Origin of the sequence: Pseudomonas faucium (assembly GCF_021602585.1) — a bacterium.
GTDB lineage: Bacteria > Pseudomonadota > Gammaproteobacteria > Pseudomonadales > Pseudomonadaceae > Aquipseudomonas > Aquipseudomonas faucium.
Window position 1 is genome coordinate 40,585 of record NZ_BQIP01000013.1, and the last position, 16,073, is coordinate 56,657.

At 59.4% G+C, this 16,073-nt stretch carries 14 protein-coding genes; 4 read left to right on the top strand and 10 right to left on the bottom strand.

Features of this window, described 5'->3' with window-relative positions:
- Positions 1-64: 64 nt before the first annotated feature.
- The 6 genes from L6D75_RS16305 to hrpB form a co-directional block, all read right to left on the bottom strand.
- Entirely contained in the window at positions 65-478 is a 414-nt protein-coding gene (locus tag L6D75_RS16305) for a hypothetical protein (protein WP_176514795.1), read from the bottom strand.
- 1 nt (position 479) lies between these two features.
- Positions 480-2,531 (bottom strand): integrase, encoded by a 2,052-nt coding sequence (locus tag L6D75_RS16310; protein ID WP_176514797.1) that lies wholly within the window; start codon positions 2,529-2,531, stop codon positions 480-482.
- Positions 2,531-2,989, bottom strand: a complete 459-nt coding sequence (locus L6D75_RS16315) for a hypothetical protein (RefSeq protein ID WP_236193695.1) — start codon at positions 2,987-2,989, stop codon at positions 2,531-2,533. The genes L6D75_RS16310 and L6D75_RS16315 overlap by 1 nt, the downstream gene beginning before the upstream one ends.
- 119 nt (positions 2,990-3,108) lie before the next feature.
- Complete coding sequence (locus L6D75_RS16320) at positions 3,109-4,422, bottom strand: hypothetical protein (protein ID WP_236193697.1); 1,314 nt, start codon at positions 4,420-4,422, stop codon at positions 3,109-3,111.
- Positions 4,412-5,905, bottom strand: coding sequence for a site-specific integrase (locus L6D75_RS16325; RefSeq protein ID WP_176514799.1), 1,494 nt, complete (start codon positions 5,903-5,905; stop codon positions 4,412-4,414). Before L6D75_RS16325 ends, L6D75_RS16320 begins: the two co-directional genes overlap by 11 nt.
- An 83-nt stretch (positions 5,906-5,988) precedes the next feature.
- On the bottom strand, positions 5,989-8,487 hold the full coding sequence (hrpB, locus tag L6D75_RS16330; protein ID WP_176514801.1) for an ATP-dependent helicase HrpB: 2,499 nt from the start codon (positions 8,485-8,487) through the stop codon (positions 5,989-5,991).
- Between the two features lie 116 nt (positions 8,488-8,603).
- Here hrpB and L6D75_RS16335 point away from each other — a divergent pair, with 116 nt between their 5' ends.
- A complete protein-coding gene (locus L6D75_RS16335; protein WP_176514804.1) occupies positions 8,604-9,023 on the top strand; it encodes a polyribonucleotide nucleotidyltransferase in 420 nt (139 codons plus the stop codon).
- 25 nt (positions 9,024-9,048) lie between these two features.
- The gene (locus L6D75_RS16340) at positions 9,049-9,918 is read left to right on the top strand and encodes a cation diffusion facilitator family transporter (RefSeq protein ID WP_176514805.1); all 870 of its coding nucleotides are present in this window, start codon (positions 9,049-9,051) and stop codon (positions 9,916-9,918) included.
- Positions 9,919-9,921: 3 nt separating this feature from the next.
- Here the strand turns inward: L6D75_RS16340 and L6D75_RS16345 are convergent, their stop codons facing one another.
- Complete coding sequence (locus L6D75_RS16345; protein ID WP_176514807.1) at positions 9,922-10,767, bottom strand: DUF6515 family protein; 846 nt, start codon at positions 10,765-10,767, stop codon at positions 9,922-9,924.
- Between the two features lie 395 nt (positions 10,768-11,162).
- Between L6D75_RS16345 and L6D75_RS16350 the strand changes: the two genes are divergently transcribed.
- Complete coding sequence (locus L6D75_RS16350; protein ID WP_003249795.1) at positions 11,163-11,639, top strand: Lrp/AsnC family transcriptional regulator; 477 nt, start codon at positions 11,163-11,165, stop codon at positions 11,637-11,639.
- A 52-nt stretch (positions 11,640-11,691) separates the two neighbouring features.
- Positions 11,692-11,895 (top strand): DUF2788 domain-containing protein, encoded by a 204-nt coding sequence (locus tag L6D75_RS16355; RefSeq protein ID WP_008092861.1) that lies wholly within the window; start codon positions 11,692-11,694, stop codon positions 11,893-11,895.
- 94 nt (positions 11,896-11,989) lie between these two features.
- On the opposite strand, the gene L6D75_RS16360 is transcribed toward L6D75_RS16355, so the two are convergent.
- From L6D75_RS16360 to L6D75_RS16370, 3 genes are all read right to left on the bottom strand, one after another.
- Positions 11,990-12,619 carry a pseudouridine synthase gene (locus L6D75_RS16360; RefSeq protein ID WP_236193698.1) on the bottom strand — a complete coding sequence of 210 codons (630 nt, stop codon included), beginning with the start codon at positions 12,617-12,619 and terminating at the stop codon, positions 11,990-11,992.
- A 6-nt stretch (positions 12,620-12,625) separates the two neighbouring features.
- Positions 12,626-14,140, bottom strand: coding sequence for an AMP nucleosidase (amn, locus tag L6D75_RS16365; RefSeq protein ID WP_371871960.1), 1,515 nt, complete (start codon positions 14,138-14,140; stop codon positions 12,626-12,628).
- Positions 14,141-14,248: 108 nt separating this feature from the next.
- The gene (locus L6D75_RS16370) at positions 14,249-15,892 is read right to left on the bottom strand and encodes an acyl-CoA dehydrogenase family protein (protein WP_176514810.1); all 1,644 of its coding nucleotides are present in this window, start codon (positions 15,890-15,892) and stop codon (positions 14,249-14,251) included.
- Positions 15,893-16,073 lie beyond the last annotated feature (181 nt).

Here is a 16,073-nt window from a genome sequence, read left to right on the forward strand (position 1 = left end):
GGTGAAAAGGGCGACCTTGGAAAAACAAAGGCGACCTTGCTGGGGTCGCCTAGCCTAGCCGGCGTTATGCTCGTTTCGGCATAGTCTTAACGTTGGATGCAAGCTTCAACTTGGCCTCCAAATGCCTCACCCGCTCTACAAGCTGGATGTTGTGCGTCATCACTTGGTACAGCTGCTCCTGGACAACTTCCAGTTCAGTACGAGCCTTGACAACCTTGTCGTTGGCGCGCTTTATCTGAAGCGTCTTGGAGGCAGCCAGGTTACCGAAGCTAGTGCGAAATGCCTCAATCTGAGCAATCAATGCCTGGTGGCTGGGTCTCTTTTTCTTGAGGTAGCCTCTGTCAAAACCCGCCTCAACGCTGACGATCCCAGCAGTGATCTTCGTGCCGTCAAGTCCAACGTGAGCAGCAACGTGAGCCTTCTCAGCCTTAAGACGCTCGAATGCCTCAACGCAAGCCTCTACACCATCACTCGCCATCTCAGGCTACCTCCACTGCTGGAATGAGACGCTCCCTGAATTTTCGCATATTGCTCAACTCATATTGTACAACCTGATATTCACCACTACCGGGTTCATACAATTCGAGATCACGCTCGTTATCCTCGATAGCCTCGTCCAGTTTTTCCTTTTCAATAATGCCATCAGCGCAACTCAAGCAGCTCACAGCCGCACCAAGTAGGAAATGCTCACACTTTCCGGTACGTGTGCATGCACCAAGTAAGGTCGGGCGGTACGAAATTTTTCCATCGGCAGCCTGCTTCTCCGTTTCCTTCCGGACGTCGACGATATGAACGTCACCGCTTTCAATTTTTCCGCGCTGATTGGAAATATATGTTCCTACTCCACCAAATAGGCGTGCGTCATCCCCAAATGCATGAGCCAGGAGATCATACGCAACATTAATTGGAACCCCAGTCTGCACCTCAAAGAGAACGTGAGTCCTAGGAAGTACGTACTTCCCCTTCTTCTCATCATAATATCCAAAAATAGTTTTTAGCAGCTCGAAATTATTAGCATAATAGCGCGTCATTTGGGTACAGAGATGCTTGAACTGTTTCCGAAGGCTAGGCATGGAGATGAAGCCACTGCTGCTGCCATAGAACGCAAGCGACCTACGAAACTGATGGCTAGTAAAATTCCAAGGACTTCCAACTTGGAAGATATTTTCACTAGCAAAGTCACGACTAGGTTCAGTTAACTGCAACTCATCTAAGTCAGATGCAGTCATAATAAAACCGTTAAGCAAGAAATCCGGCTTTGAAACATTATTCCAAAATGGAACGCCAATTTCAGTTTGAGCACGGTTTATAATTGAAGGATTTAAGAAAAGCGGCATGGTTTTAGGGTCAACACCATACAACCTAGAAATACCGCGACATATGGCACGAGCCACTTCCACTGCGCGAATAGCTTCATCAGTAGCTAACCAAGATACTGTTTTACGATAACCGGTAAATTTAGTGGTTGTTGATAGGACTTTGACCATGATGGGTTTATCCCGAGCGAAACCCTTATCATCGAGAGTAGCTGAAACCACTTCGTCTTGGTCGACACAATCGTACGGCAATCGAAGTACCTCTTGATCTCGCATGCCTGTGTACAAATGAATGACTGTCTTAGCGACCCACTGCATCTTCAACACAGTTGATGACAAAACACCTCTTCCTGTGCAGGAGAAATCACCACTGAACAGTGTCTCCAGCTCATGAATTTTCAGGGTCTCTTCGAACTCTGGCTCATATGATTTTGGGGCCTTGTTGCCGTTAATCTTTTTTTGGTGAAGATGAGTGTACCCGTAAAAAGGATTATCGAACGCGGTCAAGTACCGCTCAAGCGCCTCGCGGTTATTGTAAAGAGTATCAAGCGTTAGACCCACTGCATTGATAACACCGAGATAGATCCTAGTAGGAATTACTGGATGCTGCTTCGTATCGTCATCGCACTCAAAATTGATGTCAAAAACCCCTTGCAACTTATATCCAAGCCTTTCCTCCCCAATGGAGACGAGATGGTTTAGTAGCGCTCGAGTTAGCTTACGTTGGGTTGAGCCCACTTTGTTGATCTTCATCCATCGAGCATATGCAGACAAATAGGCAGGAGTAGTGAAAAGATTTTGAAGACTTAAAACCCCAGCTAACTCTCCAGCGCCTTTTTCGTAACAAAACCGCGCAGCCGTACGGAGCATTAAAAAATACTGTGCAAGGACACCCACGCTGATCCTACCTGTGTGCCCGGTGCTAACAAAAAAAAGCAGGCAGAAGAGAATCCACTTAATTTCATCAATCAGGGACTGCTGAGCCTTCCCTGTTGTCTCAAAAACCCCATCAAAACGGACTGCCCAGATTTTATTGGCTCGAAGCCGCATAGGGTTAAAATCCCAATATGACTTATTGTAAACAGCCGTGGGATTGCCTTCTAGATCCCGGCAGAGAACGAAATCTGCGGAGGGTCTCCAGCTTTTTGTGACAGCGAGTTGCGTGACATCTGGAACTTGCAGGCCTTGGTTGAGGTCATCAAAAAAATTACTCATTAGATGTAGATCCCCATTTTCTCATAGCGCTGCAAGCGACTTTCCCAGAAGGGAGTAAGAATACCCAGGTCAAAAACCTTCTTGTTCATCATCTCAACCAGATCCGATGCAGTCTTAGACCGCTTGGAAATCCCTTCTATAATAAAGCCAATACGGACGACCACGTCTTTGAATACTTCTTCAGAGAACTCAAAATTCGGAGCACTCTCTCTAATCGCCTCGACAACATACTTAAAGCTCATAAGCTTATGAATATCAGCCTCATCAGAGTGCACCAAATAATGTACGCAGTACAAACATCCATATTGGCTATTACAGTCAGGTTCAATAGCGACCACTGGAATCTCTTTCAATGGCTCATTCAAACCATCACAATGCCCCGCAGCAATCGGTACTCCGCCGATTTGTTTTCCTGAGCTAAAACGCTTTGCTGCGTCCATCATGGACGCCCAGAACACCCCAAACTCCTTCTTCTGCTGCTTATCTGTTATTCCACTGTAGGACTGGGCATTCGTGCGTTCACTATGATTGAGAACAGCACTTACCAGCATTGGCGAGTGACGTAAATAATGGAGAGTTATGCTCTTAAATTTACGAACAAGCCTGGGAGGAATATTCTCAAAATCCTCAGAAACAAAGACCCACGAATCTTGCCGTGAAACTTTGAAGAAAAGTTGTTCTCAAATGCAGGAAACTCATCCGAAGGCATTCCCTTCCCGTCAAGGACATGGAAGAAAAGCAGCTCCGAAGTTCGACCATTAAGCACCCAACTGCGAAACTCGAGGTACTCTCGCAGGACACTCATACCTGGGCCTCGGCCAACGGAATACAAGACATCTAGTCCCTTCGCTCTGAGCTTCACAGCTGAAAGCTCCTTCTTCAAAGGCGACCGGACAACTTCCAAAGCATCCTCGTAGAGGAATTGAATGACCTCACCAGAGTTAGCACCAACGACCAAATTGATGACGCACGCATAGGCTTTCATTGCCAAGCCTGCGAGCCGCAATCTGAACTGATGATGAGAATCTGCATTTGAATCGTCGATTACTCGTTGCGCGCGATTAAGGGTTTCGCGCACATCTGGTAGTCGAGCATTCGGCTTCACTCCCCTCAATTCTTGTACCGTTAGCAGCCGACCTTCTTGATAATGATAGGCTGAGTAACCGTGATCGCCTTCTGTGAACGGAGTAATGAACTTGCCTTTACCAGGAAAAAAGTAGGTATGGTATTCCTTAGTTGCAAACTTCAAAGGAAATGGAGCGAAGCTTACCAGGAACCGAGAAATTGAAAGGGCAAGATTCAACGCAATATCAATATACTGCTTTACATGCTCTTCCTCTGGCGGCTCGAGTCCTTCACGACGATTCCGGATAGGAGATGCACTTGCGATTATATATTCGTAGCTTTCAGGAAACTGAAGACCCAAGATTTTTCGAAGTATAGTCTGGCGTGCTCGACAGCTCAGTGGCGAAGCTCGACCGTTAGCAATCTCTTGATAGAGATAGCTGGTCAGCGTCATATATGCACGCTGAGCCCCTTCGGGTGTGCACATCACATCGGCGCATCCATGCTCGTCACACCAATTTATTACGTACTCAAAATTCTTGACATCAGTCTCAATACTATTCCCTTTCGCGCCTGAAACCCACATTTTGTCAAGCCAAGCAATAATCATCTTACGCCGACTGGGAATTAGTGTGACTTCATCAACCCAATATTCGGCTGACCTAACTTTCCCACGAATGGAATAAGCAAACACTCCAATATCTAGTGCTGAAACGCGATGAGAGAGCGAAAGGGCGAGGAGTTCAGGGTGCAAAATTTCATGCCCCTGACCAACATAAGACAGATCGATCGTATGGATCTTACGAGGTACACGCTTAACGGACATCAACATCACCCAAAATCAGGTCACTGTAGCTAGACAGATTAAAAAGAACATCTTCGTAGCTTTCTTGGGCACGAATCTTTTCTGAGATCATTTTGAACAACTTCAAATAGTTCTCTGTAACCTCGCGTCTCTCATGATGAAACCGGGACTGGATGATTGTTATTTCTTCGCCCGGCTTCAATGTGCCGTCAGCTAATCGAGGCCTGAGTAATTGGTACAACTGATAGGCATAAGTCGCACGAAGCCAATGATATGTAAACCCTATTGGAAACTCACCTGCGGCTTTTCGCAACAGTTTCTTTTTTAATGTATCAGCAACAGCACCAAGCGGTCGAGTTTTAGCAAAAAAATAACGAGGATCGTTCGATGCCATGTAGTAACAATTACATTGCTCCGACAAAAAAACGTACATATCCTCATCAGCTATCAGGTCAAGTCCCGGATACTTGAGTCCGAACTCAGATTGAAATCTCTGGCGTCTTTTCTTGGCAAATGAGCTTCGTACGTACGTCAACAAGTCCTGAGCCAGCTGCTGCGGAACATACAAGCTCTGGGGCTTACTAAACTTGGTATCTATCCCAGTACCAGGGCCAGCTTTTAAAAGATAGGAGCCATCCGGCTGAACCAACCCTTTATGGAGCGCTTCGACATGCTTGACCCTTAGGGTCAATACAGTTTGTTTACGGGCTCCCGTCATAACCGCAAATAAAATAATCAGCCGCTCCTGGGCTGTCCAGTCATCGGATTCGATTACCTTCAGAACATGAGCAAGTTCAGTATTAGCCAACGGGCGCAACAACTCGCCTTCGTCATTAACAAATCCAGCAGGCGTAGGGCCTTTAGGCGCAACCGCCCTGGCCTGGCTTCGTTTCTCTACGCTTATCTTTTTTTGAAAGCCATGGCTAGCTTCAACATAGATACTTATTTGCTTGACGGTGTCGACACGCGATATGTCGATGTCGTGCCAGAACTGACAGACAAACTTGTAAAACTGATAAACCACACCAGTATATTGATTTGCAACGGCAGCACCGCGACTAGGGTTATCGAGCAAATGCCTGTGATATCTATAGGTAGGTCGCTGGGGAAGGCGTCGACCAGAGAAGTCCAGCCAATCTATTTTGCTATCTTCACAAAAAATCAAATAATCAAGTAGGCGACTTGCTTTTCGCCTTACATCATCTGTTGGGCGGTTGAGGGCATGCTTATTCTGCACCAAACTTAGCAGAAACGAATTGGCCTCCACCCAAGGACTACCATCTTTATGAAAAAGGAATGGGAAATTATATACAGACCTACTCATTGCATCAGGAAGTCCGACCTCGTCTACTCGGTAAACGATGACACTTTCACTAACCCCCTTAATAGATGCCTCAATGGCTTTGGAAGGCTTTTTACTAACATGTAATTCTGCAAAAGCCTCGCTCACTTCTGGAATTACGACGATTCGGCCTCTATGTGCCGGATTCTCAAACGCTGCCACCAAACCACTCCACCCAAGCCTAGGATGTCAATCTTGAACGTTAGGCGTTGTAAGCTCAAAAGATTTGTCAATGCCAGAATGTTTCACGTTAAACAGATTAATTTAACGTTGCATGATAGCTTGGGGTAACGCCCTTTCAGATCCTTCTTCACCTCGGCGTAGGTCGTGCGCCAGAAGTTGGCCAGGTCCTGGGTAACCTGCACCGGCCTGCGCGCCGGTGACAGCAGGTGCAACTTGACCTGCTGGCGGCCCTGGGCGATGCGCGGGGTGTCGGCCAGGCCGAACAGCTCCTGCAGGCGCACGGCGAGGATCGGTGGGTTTTCGCTGTAGTCCAGGCGGATGTTCGAGCCCGACGGCACCGCCAGGTGCGTCGGCGCCCATTCGTCCAGGCGCTGGGGCAGCGGCCAGGGCAGCAGGTTGCGCAGCATCGACGACAGGTCCAGGGCGGCGAAGTGACTCAGCCGCGAGACCTTGCCCAGGTAGGGTTGCAGCCAGTCCTCCAGGCGCGCCAGCAGGGCTTCGTCGCTCAGGTCGGGCCATTCGCTCTGGCCAGTGCCAGCCATGTCCAGCTGGCGCAGCAGCGCCACCCGCGCCTGCCACTGGCGCAGCTCCGGCGTCCAGTTGAGCAGGTTCAGGCCTTTGCGCCGCACCAGGCCAAGCAATGCCTTGGCGCGCGCTTCGTCATCCAGGCCCGGCAGCGGTTCGCGGCTGAGCACCAGCTCGCCGACCTTGCGCTGACGCTCGGCACGCAGCACCTGCTCGCGCTCGTCCCAGTCGAGGATATCGATGCGCTCGACCTGTTCGGCCAGCACATTGTCGAGCAACGCCGGGTCGAAATCGGCGGCCAGGTAGATGCGCTCTTCACGCTGGCCCTGGCGGCTGCCCAGGTCGGCAATCACCAGCCAGGGGCATTTCATCAGCGCGTCGGCCTCGGCGAACACCGCCGCGCGGCCGTTGGCCAGGCGATACTCCGCCCCACCCTCGCGCCGTTGCTGGGCGACCCGGTCGGGGTAGGCCAGGGCCAGCAGCGCGCCGAGCCAGCGTGGGTGATCGGGGTCGCTGACGGCGGCGCCAGCCTTGCCGCGCAGCAGGCCGCGGTACTGGCGGGCTAGTTGCCGCGCCCGCTGCACACCGCCTTGGCCACCGCGGGCGGCCTTGCTTTCGCCGCTGACCAGCGCCAGCCGGCTGTGCAAGTCGGCGCCACCACCCCGCTGGATGTCGCGCTCACCGAGCAAGGCGGCAACATCGCAGGCCATGCTGGCCAGGCCCAGGTCCTGGCCGCGCAGCAGCAGGTGAGCGATACGCGGGTGAGCCGGCAGTTCGGCCATGGCCTGGCCGTGCGCGCTGAGGTTGTCGCGGCTGCCAGCCTTGAACGCGCCCAGCCGCGCGAGCAGCTCCTGGGCTTGGGCGAACGCCGCGGCAGGCGGCTGGTCGAGCCAACGCAACTGATCGGGCGTGACGCCCCAGCGGGCCAGTTGCAGGGCCAGGCCGGCAAGGTCGGCCTGGAGAATTTCGGCGCTGCCATGGGCGGCCAGTTGCGCGTGCTGGGCCTCGGACCACAAGCGATAGCACACCCCCGGCTCCAGCCGCCCGGCGCGGCCGGCGCGCTGGGTGGCACTGGCGCGGGAGATGCGCTGGGTGTCCAGGCGCGTCATGCCGCTGCCGGGGTCGAAACGTGGCACCCGGGCAAGGCCTGCGTCGATCACCACCCGCACGCCTTCGATGGTCAGGCTGGTTTCGGCGATGTTGGTGGCCAGCACCACCTTGCGCATACCGTCGGGCGCCGGGTCAATGGCGGCGCGCTGGGCGCTGAGGTCGAGCTCGCCGTGCAGGGGGCAGAGCAGGATGTTCGGGCGTTCGCCCAGCGCCTCCTGCAGGCTCTGGTGCACCCTGCGGATCTCCGCCTGGCCCGGCAGGAACACCAGCACGCTGCCGGTCTGGTCGGCCAAGGCCTGGAGCACGCAATCGAGCACCCGCGGTTCGATGAACTCGCCCGGCTGGTAGGGCCTGCCCCACTGGATGTCCACCGGGTACATGCGCCCTTCGCTGCTGACCACCGGCGCATCGTCGAGCAACCGCGACAGGCGCTCGCCTTCCAGGGTCGCCGACATCAGCAGAATCTTCAGCGGCGGCTCGTCACGCAGCAGTTCGCGGCCATTGAGGCTCAGCGCCAGGGCCAGGTCGGCGTCGAGGCTGCGTTCGTGGTACTCGTCGAAGATCAGCAAGCCGACCCCGTCCAGCGCCGGGTCCGCCTGCAGGCGGCGGGTGAGGATGCCTTCGGTGACCACTTCGATGCGCGTGTTCGGGCCTACCTTGCTGTCCAGGCGGATGCGGTAACCCACGGTTTCACCGACGTTCTCGCCCAGCTCGCTGGCCAGCCGCTCGGCCGCCGCGCGCGCGGCGAGGCGCCGTGGCTCGAGCATGAGGATGGTCTGCCCGGCCAGCCAGGGCTCGTTCAGCAGCGCCAGCGGAACGCGGGTGGTCTTGCCGGCGCCGGGCGGGGCCTCGAGCACGGCTTCATCGCGGTTTTGCAGGGCCAGGCGCAGGGCGGGCAAGGCGGCATCAATGGGTAATGAAATCATGGTGGTCCTCGAACAGTCGCGCGAGTATAACGGCGAACCCAGCCTGCTCTATCATGGTCTTAGCTTCAGGTACTGGCGCTTCGCTTGTCCGCTTGAACCCCTTTTCGGAGATTTACATGCGCATCCCATCCCGCCTTGTTGGTGGCGCCCTGATTGCCACACTGCTGACCCAGCTGACGGCCTGCGGCACGATTTTCTACCCCGACCGCCGTGGCCAGATCGGCGGCAAGATCGACCCGGTCGTTGCTGCGATGGATGCCATCGGCATCCTGTTCTACGTGATCCCCGGCCTGATCGCCTTTGGCATCGACTTCGCCACCGGCGCCATCTACTACCCAGGCGGCCACACGGCCCAAGTCGACCCGGCGAAACTGCACGAAGCCGTGAGCCCGGATGGCAAGGTCGACAACCTCAAGCTGCAGGCGATTCTCGAAAGCGAACTGGGCCAGCGCCTGCCGCTGGACGACCCGCGGCTGATCCAGCACCGCGGCAGCGTCGAGCAGCTGGCCACCCTGGGCCTGGTACCGGCCGCCTGACCCCCACAAGGACACCCTCCACGGCATGACCACCTCGGCCGAACACCAACGCCTGCTACGCCTGGCCACCCGCGCATCGCTGGCGGTGGCCAGCATCCTGGTCCTGAGCAAGGCCGTGGCCTGGTGGCTGAGCGGTTCGGTCAGCCTGCTGGCGGGGCTGACCGACTCGGCGCTGGATGCGGTCGCGTCGTTTCTCAACCTGCTTGCCGTGCACTATGCGCTGCGCCCGGCCGATGACGACCATCGCTTCGGCCATGGCAAGGCCGAGGCCCTGGCGGGCATGGCCCAGGCCCTGTTCATCGGCGTGAGTGCGGTGCTGATCGGGGTGCAGGCGGCCGAACGCTTGCAAACGCCGCAGCCATTGGGCGACACGGCCATCGGCATCGGCGTGATGGTGCTCTCGCTGGTGCTGACCCTTGCCCTGCTGGCTCTGCAGCGCAAGGTCATCCGCGAGACTGGCTCGACCGCAGTGCGCGCCGACTCGCTGCACTACCGCTCCGACCTGCTGCTCAATGGCAGCATCCTGCTGGCGTTGCTGCTGGCGCGCTTTGGCTGGCCGCAGCTGGATGCGCTGTTCGGCCTGGGCATCGCCCTGTACATCCTCTGGAGCGCCCTGCAGATTGCCCGGGAAAGCACGGCAATCCTGATGGACAAGGAGCTGCCGGGCGATATCGGCGAGGCCATGCAGGCCTTGGTGCTGGCCATCCCTGGGGTGCAGGGCGTGCATGACGTGCGTACCCGGGTGTCGGGCAACCAGTGGTTCGTGCAATTGCACCTGGAGTTGCCCGGGCAGTTGCCGCTGGATGAAGCGCATGCCCTGTGCGTGGAGGCCTCGCAGGTCATCCGCCAACGTTATCCGAAGGCGGATGTGATGGTGCATGCCGACCCGGTATGAGCCTCAGTTGATGCTGTAGCCACGCCCACTGAAGCAGGCGCCCAGGGCTCGTCGATAGGTGTCGGCCACGTTGCCCGGCGGGGCGTAGGTCGCGGTCGCCGGGTCGAACCCCGACTGGCTCACCGCCCACCGGTGGCACTGGTAGCGGTCCTGGTCCTGCTGCTGCTGGCCCTGGCCATACATCGGGTAGGCCACCACATCGTAGGCATTGCCGGCCGGCGCCATGGCCACCGGAGCCGGCGCTACGGCGGGCGGGCTGACCACCACGTACTCCCCGGTATCGGCCAGGTACTGGTAGTAGGTGTCGGCGACCAGGAAGAAGAGCGCCCCGCTCACCCACACTTCACGCGCATAGGACGGCAGGTAGCCGACCCGCACGCCGTAGGGCGGCGCCACCACGATGTAGCTGCTGCCATGGGGGCGATACCAGTACCCGCCCGAGTAGAAATAGTCCTGGCCGCGATACGGCACTTTCGCATAACGATCGGGGAAATGATCGATGGTATGCCCAGGGTGATACTGCGGCCCTGGGCCCCAGCCATTGCCATGCCCGTCGGGCCGCCCTTGCCAGTCGCCGCCCGGGCGCTGGCCCGGGCCGCCGGCCTGCCAGTGGCGGTTGTCACCATTGCGCCGTGGGATGTCCTGGTAATAGCCCTGTCGCGGGGGCTGGGTCTGGCGCACTTCGTCACGCGAGTTCAGCGGCGAGCTGGCCGGGCCGCCGCCATTGGGGTCGTCCGGGGCATTGCCGTGCCCCCCATGCCCCTCGTTCGGCCCTTGGGCCATGGCCCCGAGGCTGATGCTCAAACCCAGCAAACCAACACCTGCCAACTGCCAGATGCGCGACTTCATGATGTCCCTCGCGGTAAAGAAAACGGCACGCTGCCAGTCTACCGCGCCCATGATGCACGGGCAGGTGAAATCGCGGACATGAAAAAAGGGAGGCCAATGGGCCTCCCTTTGCAATTTGTCGTCCGTGCTCGGCACTTGTGGCGCCGGCTCACCTCACCCCGTCTTCTGGACGGTGTGTAGCCCGGGGGCCTGGCGGCTCCTGTTGGAGCGCTGGCCGCGACCGCCCGCCTAGGGCGCGTCGCCGTGGACTGATGTCCGGGCAGTGATTCTGGGGTTAACTTTACGGGAGCGCAGGCGGCAGAGGATTGCGAAGATTGCTCAGATAAATAGCACTTGCGCAATTTTTAACCCTGGATTGATAATTCGCAGCAATCTGAACAGAAAAGGCCTTTTCCATGAGCAAGCTTGACCGCTACGACCTGAGCATCCTCGCCGAATTGCAGCGCGACGCCCGCATCTCCAACCAGGAGCTGGCCGAGCGCATCGGCCTGTCGCCCTCGCCATGCTCGCGTCGGGTCAAGCAACTGGAAGACGACGGCTACATTTCGCGCCAGGTCGCCCTGCTCGACCGCAAGAAACTGGGCCTGAGCCTGACCGCCTACGTGCTGATCGGCATGGACCGGCACACCCCGGAGCGCTTCGAAACCTTCGAGGCCGCCATCCGCAACCTGCCGCAGGTGCTCGAATGCAGCCTGGTCACCGGGATGGATGCCGACTACCAGCTCAAGGTGGTGGTGCCGGACATGGATCATTACCAGAAACTGCTACTAGGCAGCCTGACCCGCATCGAAGGCGTTACCAGCGTGCGCTCGAGCTTCGTGCTCAACCAGGTGCTGGCGAGCACCGAGCTACCTTTGACCCACCTTCGTTAATCGCTGCCTGGCCTGCGTATAATCGGCTGCTCAGCCTGCCTGGAGAACACAGATGGATCCCGCCGTATTCGAAGAGTGGATGATGATCATCCTGGTGACCGTGTTGATCGGTTTCATGGGCTTCATCGTCTGGGACCTGGCGAAGAAGTCCAAGGCGGGGCGCTTTGGCACGATGATCCTGTTCTTCGTGCTCGGCCTTGGGGTGCTGGCCTTCATCATCAAGAGCGTGGTGGTGGGGTTTCTGGAAGGGGTTTAGTGATTTCTCGGGCCCCATCGCTGGCAGTCCAGCTACCCACAGTTTGTGCATTCCCCTGTGGGAGCCGGCTTGCCGGCGATGCGGCCAACAAGGTCTAAAGCCGCGCCGGAACCTCGCGCCAACACCCCTGCTCCAGCCCCTCCAGCGCCCAATCGCCAATCCGCACGCGCACCAGGCGCAAGGTCGGCAACCCCACCGCCGCCGTCATCCGCCGCACCTGGCGGTTACGCCCCTCGCGAATCACCAGCTCCAGCCAATGGGTCGGCACGCTCTTGCGAAACCGCACCGGCGGGTTGCGCGGCCACAGCTGGGGCTCGTCGAGGCGCCGCGCTTCGGCGGGCAAGGTCGGCCCGTCATTGAGTTCGACACCTTCGCGCAGGCGCTTTAGCTGCTCATCGCTCGGTTCCCCTTCCACCTGCACCCAGTAGGTCTTGGCCAACTTGTGCTTGGGGTCGGCGATGCGCGCCTGCAACTGCCCGTCATTGGTCAGCAGCAACAGCCCTTCGCTGTCGCGGTCCAGCCGCCCGGCCGGGTAGATGCCCGGGATGTCGATGAAGTCCTTAAGCGTCGCCCGCCCTTCGCCGTCGCTGAACTGGGTCAGCACGTCGAACGGCTTGTTGAACAGGATCAGGCGTGGCTCGGCCGGTGGCGCCTTGGCTTGGCGACGGGGGCCGACAGGCCGCGCCTGGGGGCGGCGCGGCTTGGAACGGGGGGGCAGTGGCATGGATCCTCAGCGGAACGGCGGCTCATCGAAGCTGCGCAGTTTACGCGAGTGCAGCGAGTTGAGCTCGGTGCGCAGCAGGTCGAGGGCCGCAATGCCGATTTTCAGGTGCTGGCTGACAGCGCGGTTGTAGAAGGCGTTGGCCGAACCCGGCAGCTTGATTTCGCTGTGCAGCGGCTTGTCCGAAACGCACAGCAAGGTGCCGTAAGGAACCCGCAGGCGGTAGCCCTGGGCAGCGATGGTGCCGCTTTCCATGTCCACCGCGACCGCACGCGAGAGGTTGATCAACGGCCGCTCCTGGGCCCAGCGCAGCTCCCAGTTGCGGTCGTCGTAGGTCAGCACGGTGCCGGTGCGCAGGCGCTTCTTCAGCTCGTCGCCACGCTCGCCGGTGACCTGCGCCGCCGCTTCCTGCAGCGCCAGCTGCACCTCGGCCAGGGCCGGGATCGGGATGTTCGGCGGCACCACCCGGTCGAGGATGCCATCCCGGCGCATGTAGGCGTGGGCCAGCACGTAGTCGCCGATGGTCTGCGACTGACGCAGTCCGCCACAGTGGCCGATCATCAGCCAGCAGTGCGGGCGCAGCACGGCCAGGTGGTCGGTGATGTTCTTGGCGTTGGACGGGCCGACGCCGATGTTGACCAGGGTGATGCCGTCGCCATCGGCGGCGATCAGGTGATAGGCCGGCATCTGGTAGCGGTGCCACACCACGCTGGCCACCAGGGCCTGCGCTTCACCGTGGTCCATGCCCTTTTCGATCTCGACGTTGCCCGGCAGCACCATGCGCACGAAGCGCGGGTCTTCGCGCAGTTGCTCGAGGCCGTGGCTGATGAACTGGTCGACGTAGCGGTGGTAGTTGGTCAGCAGGATCCACGGCTGCATGTGGCGCCAGTCGCTGCCGGTGTAGTGCACCAGGCGACGCAGGGAAAAGTCGACGCGGGCGGCGTCGAACAGCGCCAGCGGCAGGGCCTTGGAATTGTCCCAGTCGTACAGGCCATCGGCGATGTTGTCGGTGGCGGCGGACAGGTCGGTGCTGGGGAACACGCGCGCAAGCTCGGCGGCGGTGATGCCGCTGCCGGCCAGCTCGTCGCCCTGGTCGACCACGTAGGGGTACGGGATGTTCTGTTCGCTGACGCCGACTTCCACGGTCACCGTGTAGTCATGCATCAACGGGCGCAGCTGCTCGAGCAGGTAGCCGCGAAACGCCGAAGGCTGGGTGACGGTGACACTGTAGGTGCCCGCGACCTGCACCTTGGCATAGGCACGGGTGGTGGCGGCCACTTCGCCGTGGCTGTAGTAGGTCAGGCGCAGGGCCGGGTAGCGGTATTGGGCACGCTCGTCGGCGTCCGGCTCGGTGCGGTCTTTCAGGTAACGCTTGAGGGCCTGGCTGAGGGCACCGGTGGCCTGTTCGTGCAGGGCCGCCAGACGGTCGACGGCCTGTTCGGGAGTATCAACGACTACAAAGGCGTGGCTCACACTGTGCTTCCTGTCTGGACATGCGTGGGAATCATCTTGCCTGCGTTTCATGGCAAATACATCCCCGGTGGTCGCGAGGGCCCCATCGCCGGCAAGCCGGCTGCCACAGCAGGATGAGCACCTTGGCCTGCGTGGCAGCCGGCTTGCCGGCGATAGGCCTCAGGACGGCGTGGCCCGCGCCACCAGTGCCTCGACATCGGCCCCGCGCGGCAACGCGCCGTACACCCGCCCGCCGCCCGTGAGCCGGCTGCCGATGAAGGCATCGCTCACCGCCGCGTTGCCCGCCTCGAGCAGCAACTTGGCCTGCAGGGCCAGGGCAATGTCCTCGGTCAGTTGCCGGGCGCGGTACTGGATGTCGCTGGTGTCGGCAAACGCGCCCTTGAGGTTGCCGATGTGCGCCGCCAGGCGTGGGTCGCCATGGCCGTCGCCCAATTCGCTGAACAGCGCATCGAGCACGCCCGGCTCCTTGGACAAGGCCCGCAGCACGTCCAGGCACTGCACGTTGCCCGAGCCTTCCCAGGTGGAGTTGACCGGCGCCTCGCGGTACAGCCGCGGCAGGATGCTGTCTTCGACATAACCGGCGCCGCCTAGGCACTCGGCCGCCTCGTTGATCATCGCGGGGGCGCGCTTGCAGATCCAGTACTTGCCAACCGCCGTCACCAGCCGGGCGAAATGCGCCTGCTGCGGGTCGTCGAGCTGCTCCAGGGCCTGGCCCATGCGCAGGCTCAAGGCCAATGCCGCTTCGCTCTCCAGGGCCAGGTCGGCCAGCACGTTCTGCATCAGCGGCTGCTCGCTCAGCACGCGGCCGCCGACCTTGCGGTGCGCGCAGTGGTGGGTGGCCTGGGTCAGCGCCTGGCGCATCAGGGCGCTGGAGCCGACCATGCAATCGAAGCGGGTCATGGCGACCATTTCGATGATAGTCGGCACACCGCGCCCCTCCTCGCCCACCATCCATGCCAGGGCGCCGCGGAACTCCACTTCGCTGGAGGCATTGGAGCTGTTGCCCAGCTTGTTCTTCAGGCGCTGGATGTAGAACTGGTTGCGCTGGTCGTCCGGCCGGTGGCGCGGCAGCAGGAAGCAGGTAAGGCCTTTTTCGGTCTGCGCCAGGGTCAGGAAGGCATCGCACATCGGCGCCGAACAGAACCACTTGTGCCCGACCAGCTCGTAGGGCTGGCCGGGGCCAGGCGTGCCTACCGGGTAGGCGCGGCTGGTGTTGGCGCGCACGTCGGTGCCGCCCTGCTTCTCGGTCATGGCCATGCCGATGGTGACCCCGGCCTTGTGGCGGTCGCCGACATTGCGCGGGTCGTACTCCCGCGCCAGGATCTTCGGCAGCCAGTATTCGGCCAGCTCCGGCTGCAGGCGCAGTGCCGGCACGGCGGCGAAGGTCATGGTCAGCGGGCAGCCCGTGCCGGCCTCGGCCTGGCTGTGCAAGTAGGTCATCGACGCCCGCGCCACATGCGCGCCGGGGCGGGGTTCGGCCCAGGGCAACGACGGCAGGCCGTGCTCGACGGCGGTGCGCATCAGCTCGTGGTAGGCGGGGTGGAACTCCACCAGGTCGATCCGATGGCCATAGCGGTCATGGCTGCTGAACTCCGGTTTGTGCGCGTTGGCCAGGAAGCCCGCGGCCATCAATGGCCCGCCCGCCAGGGCACCGTAGGCATCGATCCGAGACTCGGCCCAGCCGGCGCCGAAGCGCCGCGACCATTCCTGCAGCGGCAGGTCCAGGCGGTACAGGTTGGCGCCGTCGAGGGGCGGTGGCTGGTTGGTGACTTCGTGGGTTTCAGCGTACTGGTGCAGGTTCATTGGGAGCTCCTGAGGCCGGGCATGCCTGAAAGGCACAGTGAAGCACTCCATGCCAGTGAGTCAAAGTGACATAAATGACTATTCGGGACGCCATTTGCGACCCCGCCTTGTCCGCCCTTTCCTGCGTGTAATCGCTCGCCCTCGAACTAGCATTTTTGCCAGGTGACGAGGATACCGGCTC

What these genes read in the sequence shown, in the direction of transcription:
- L6D75_RS16335 (WP_176514804.1), top strand. Translation starts at nt 8,604, where the DNA reads ATGCGCATCCCATCCCGCCTTGTTGGTGGCGCCCTGATTGCCACACTG.
- L6D75_RS16360 (WP_236193698.1), bottom strand. Translation starts at nt 12,619, where the DNA reads ATGCCACTGCCCCCCCGTTCCAAGCCGCGCCGCCCCCAGGCGCGGCCT.
- L6D75_RS16310 (WP_176514797.1), bottom strand. Translation starts at nt 2,531, where the DNA reads ATGAGTAATTTTTTTGATGACCTCAACCAAGGCCTGCAAGTTCCAGAT.
- L6D75_RS16340 (WP_176514805.1), top strand. Translation starts at nt 9,049, where the DNA reads ATGACCACCTCGGCCGAACACCAACGCCTGCTACGCCTGGCCACCCGC.
- L6D75_RS16320 (WP_236193697.1), bottom strand. Translation starts at nt 4,422, where the DNA reads ATGTCCGTTAAGCGTGTACCTCGTAAGATCCATACGATCGATCTGTCT.
- L6D75_RS16370 (WP_176514810.1), bottom strand. Translation starts at nt 15,892, where the DNA reads ATGAACCTGCACCAGTACGCTGAAACCCACGAAGTCACCAACCAGCCA.
- L6D75_RS16355 (WP_008092861.1), top strand. Translation starts at nt 11,692, where the DNA reads ATGGATCCCGCCGTATTCGAAGAGTGGATGATGATCATCCTGGTGACC.
- L6D75_RS16305 (WP_176514795.1), bottom strand. Translation starts at nt 478, where the DNA reads ATGGCGAGTGATGGTGTAGAGGCTTGCGTTGAGGCATTCGAGCGTCTT.
- L6D75_RS16345 (WP_176514807.1), bottom strand. Translation starts at nt 10,767, where the DNA reads ATGAAGTCGCGCATCTGGCAGTTGGCAGGTGTTGGTTTGCTGGGTTTG.
- hrpB (WP_176514801.1), bottom strand. Translation starts at nt 8,487, where the DNA reads ATGATTTCATTACCCATTGATGCCGCCTTGCCCGCCCTGCGCCTGGCC.
- amn (WP_371871960.1), bottom strand. Translation starts at nt 14,140, where the DNA reads ATGAAACGCAGGCAAGATGATTCCCACGCATGTCCAGACAGGAAGCAC.
- L6D75_RS16350 (WP_003249795.1), top strand. Translation starts at nt 11,163, where the DNA reads ATGAGCAAGCTTGACCGCTACGACCTGAGCATCCTCGCCGAATTGCAG.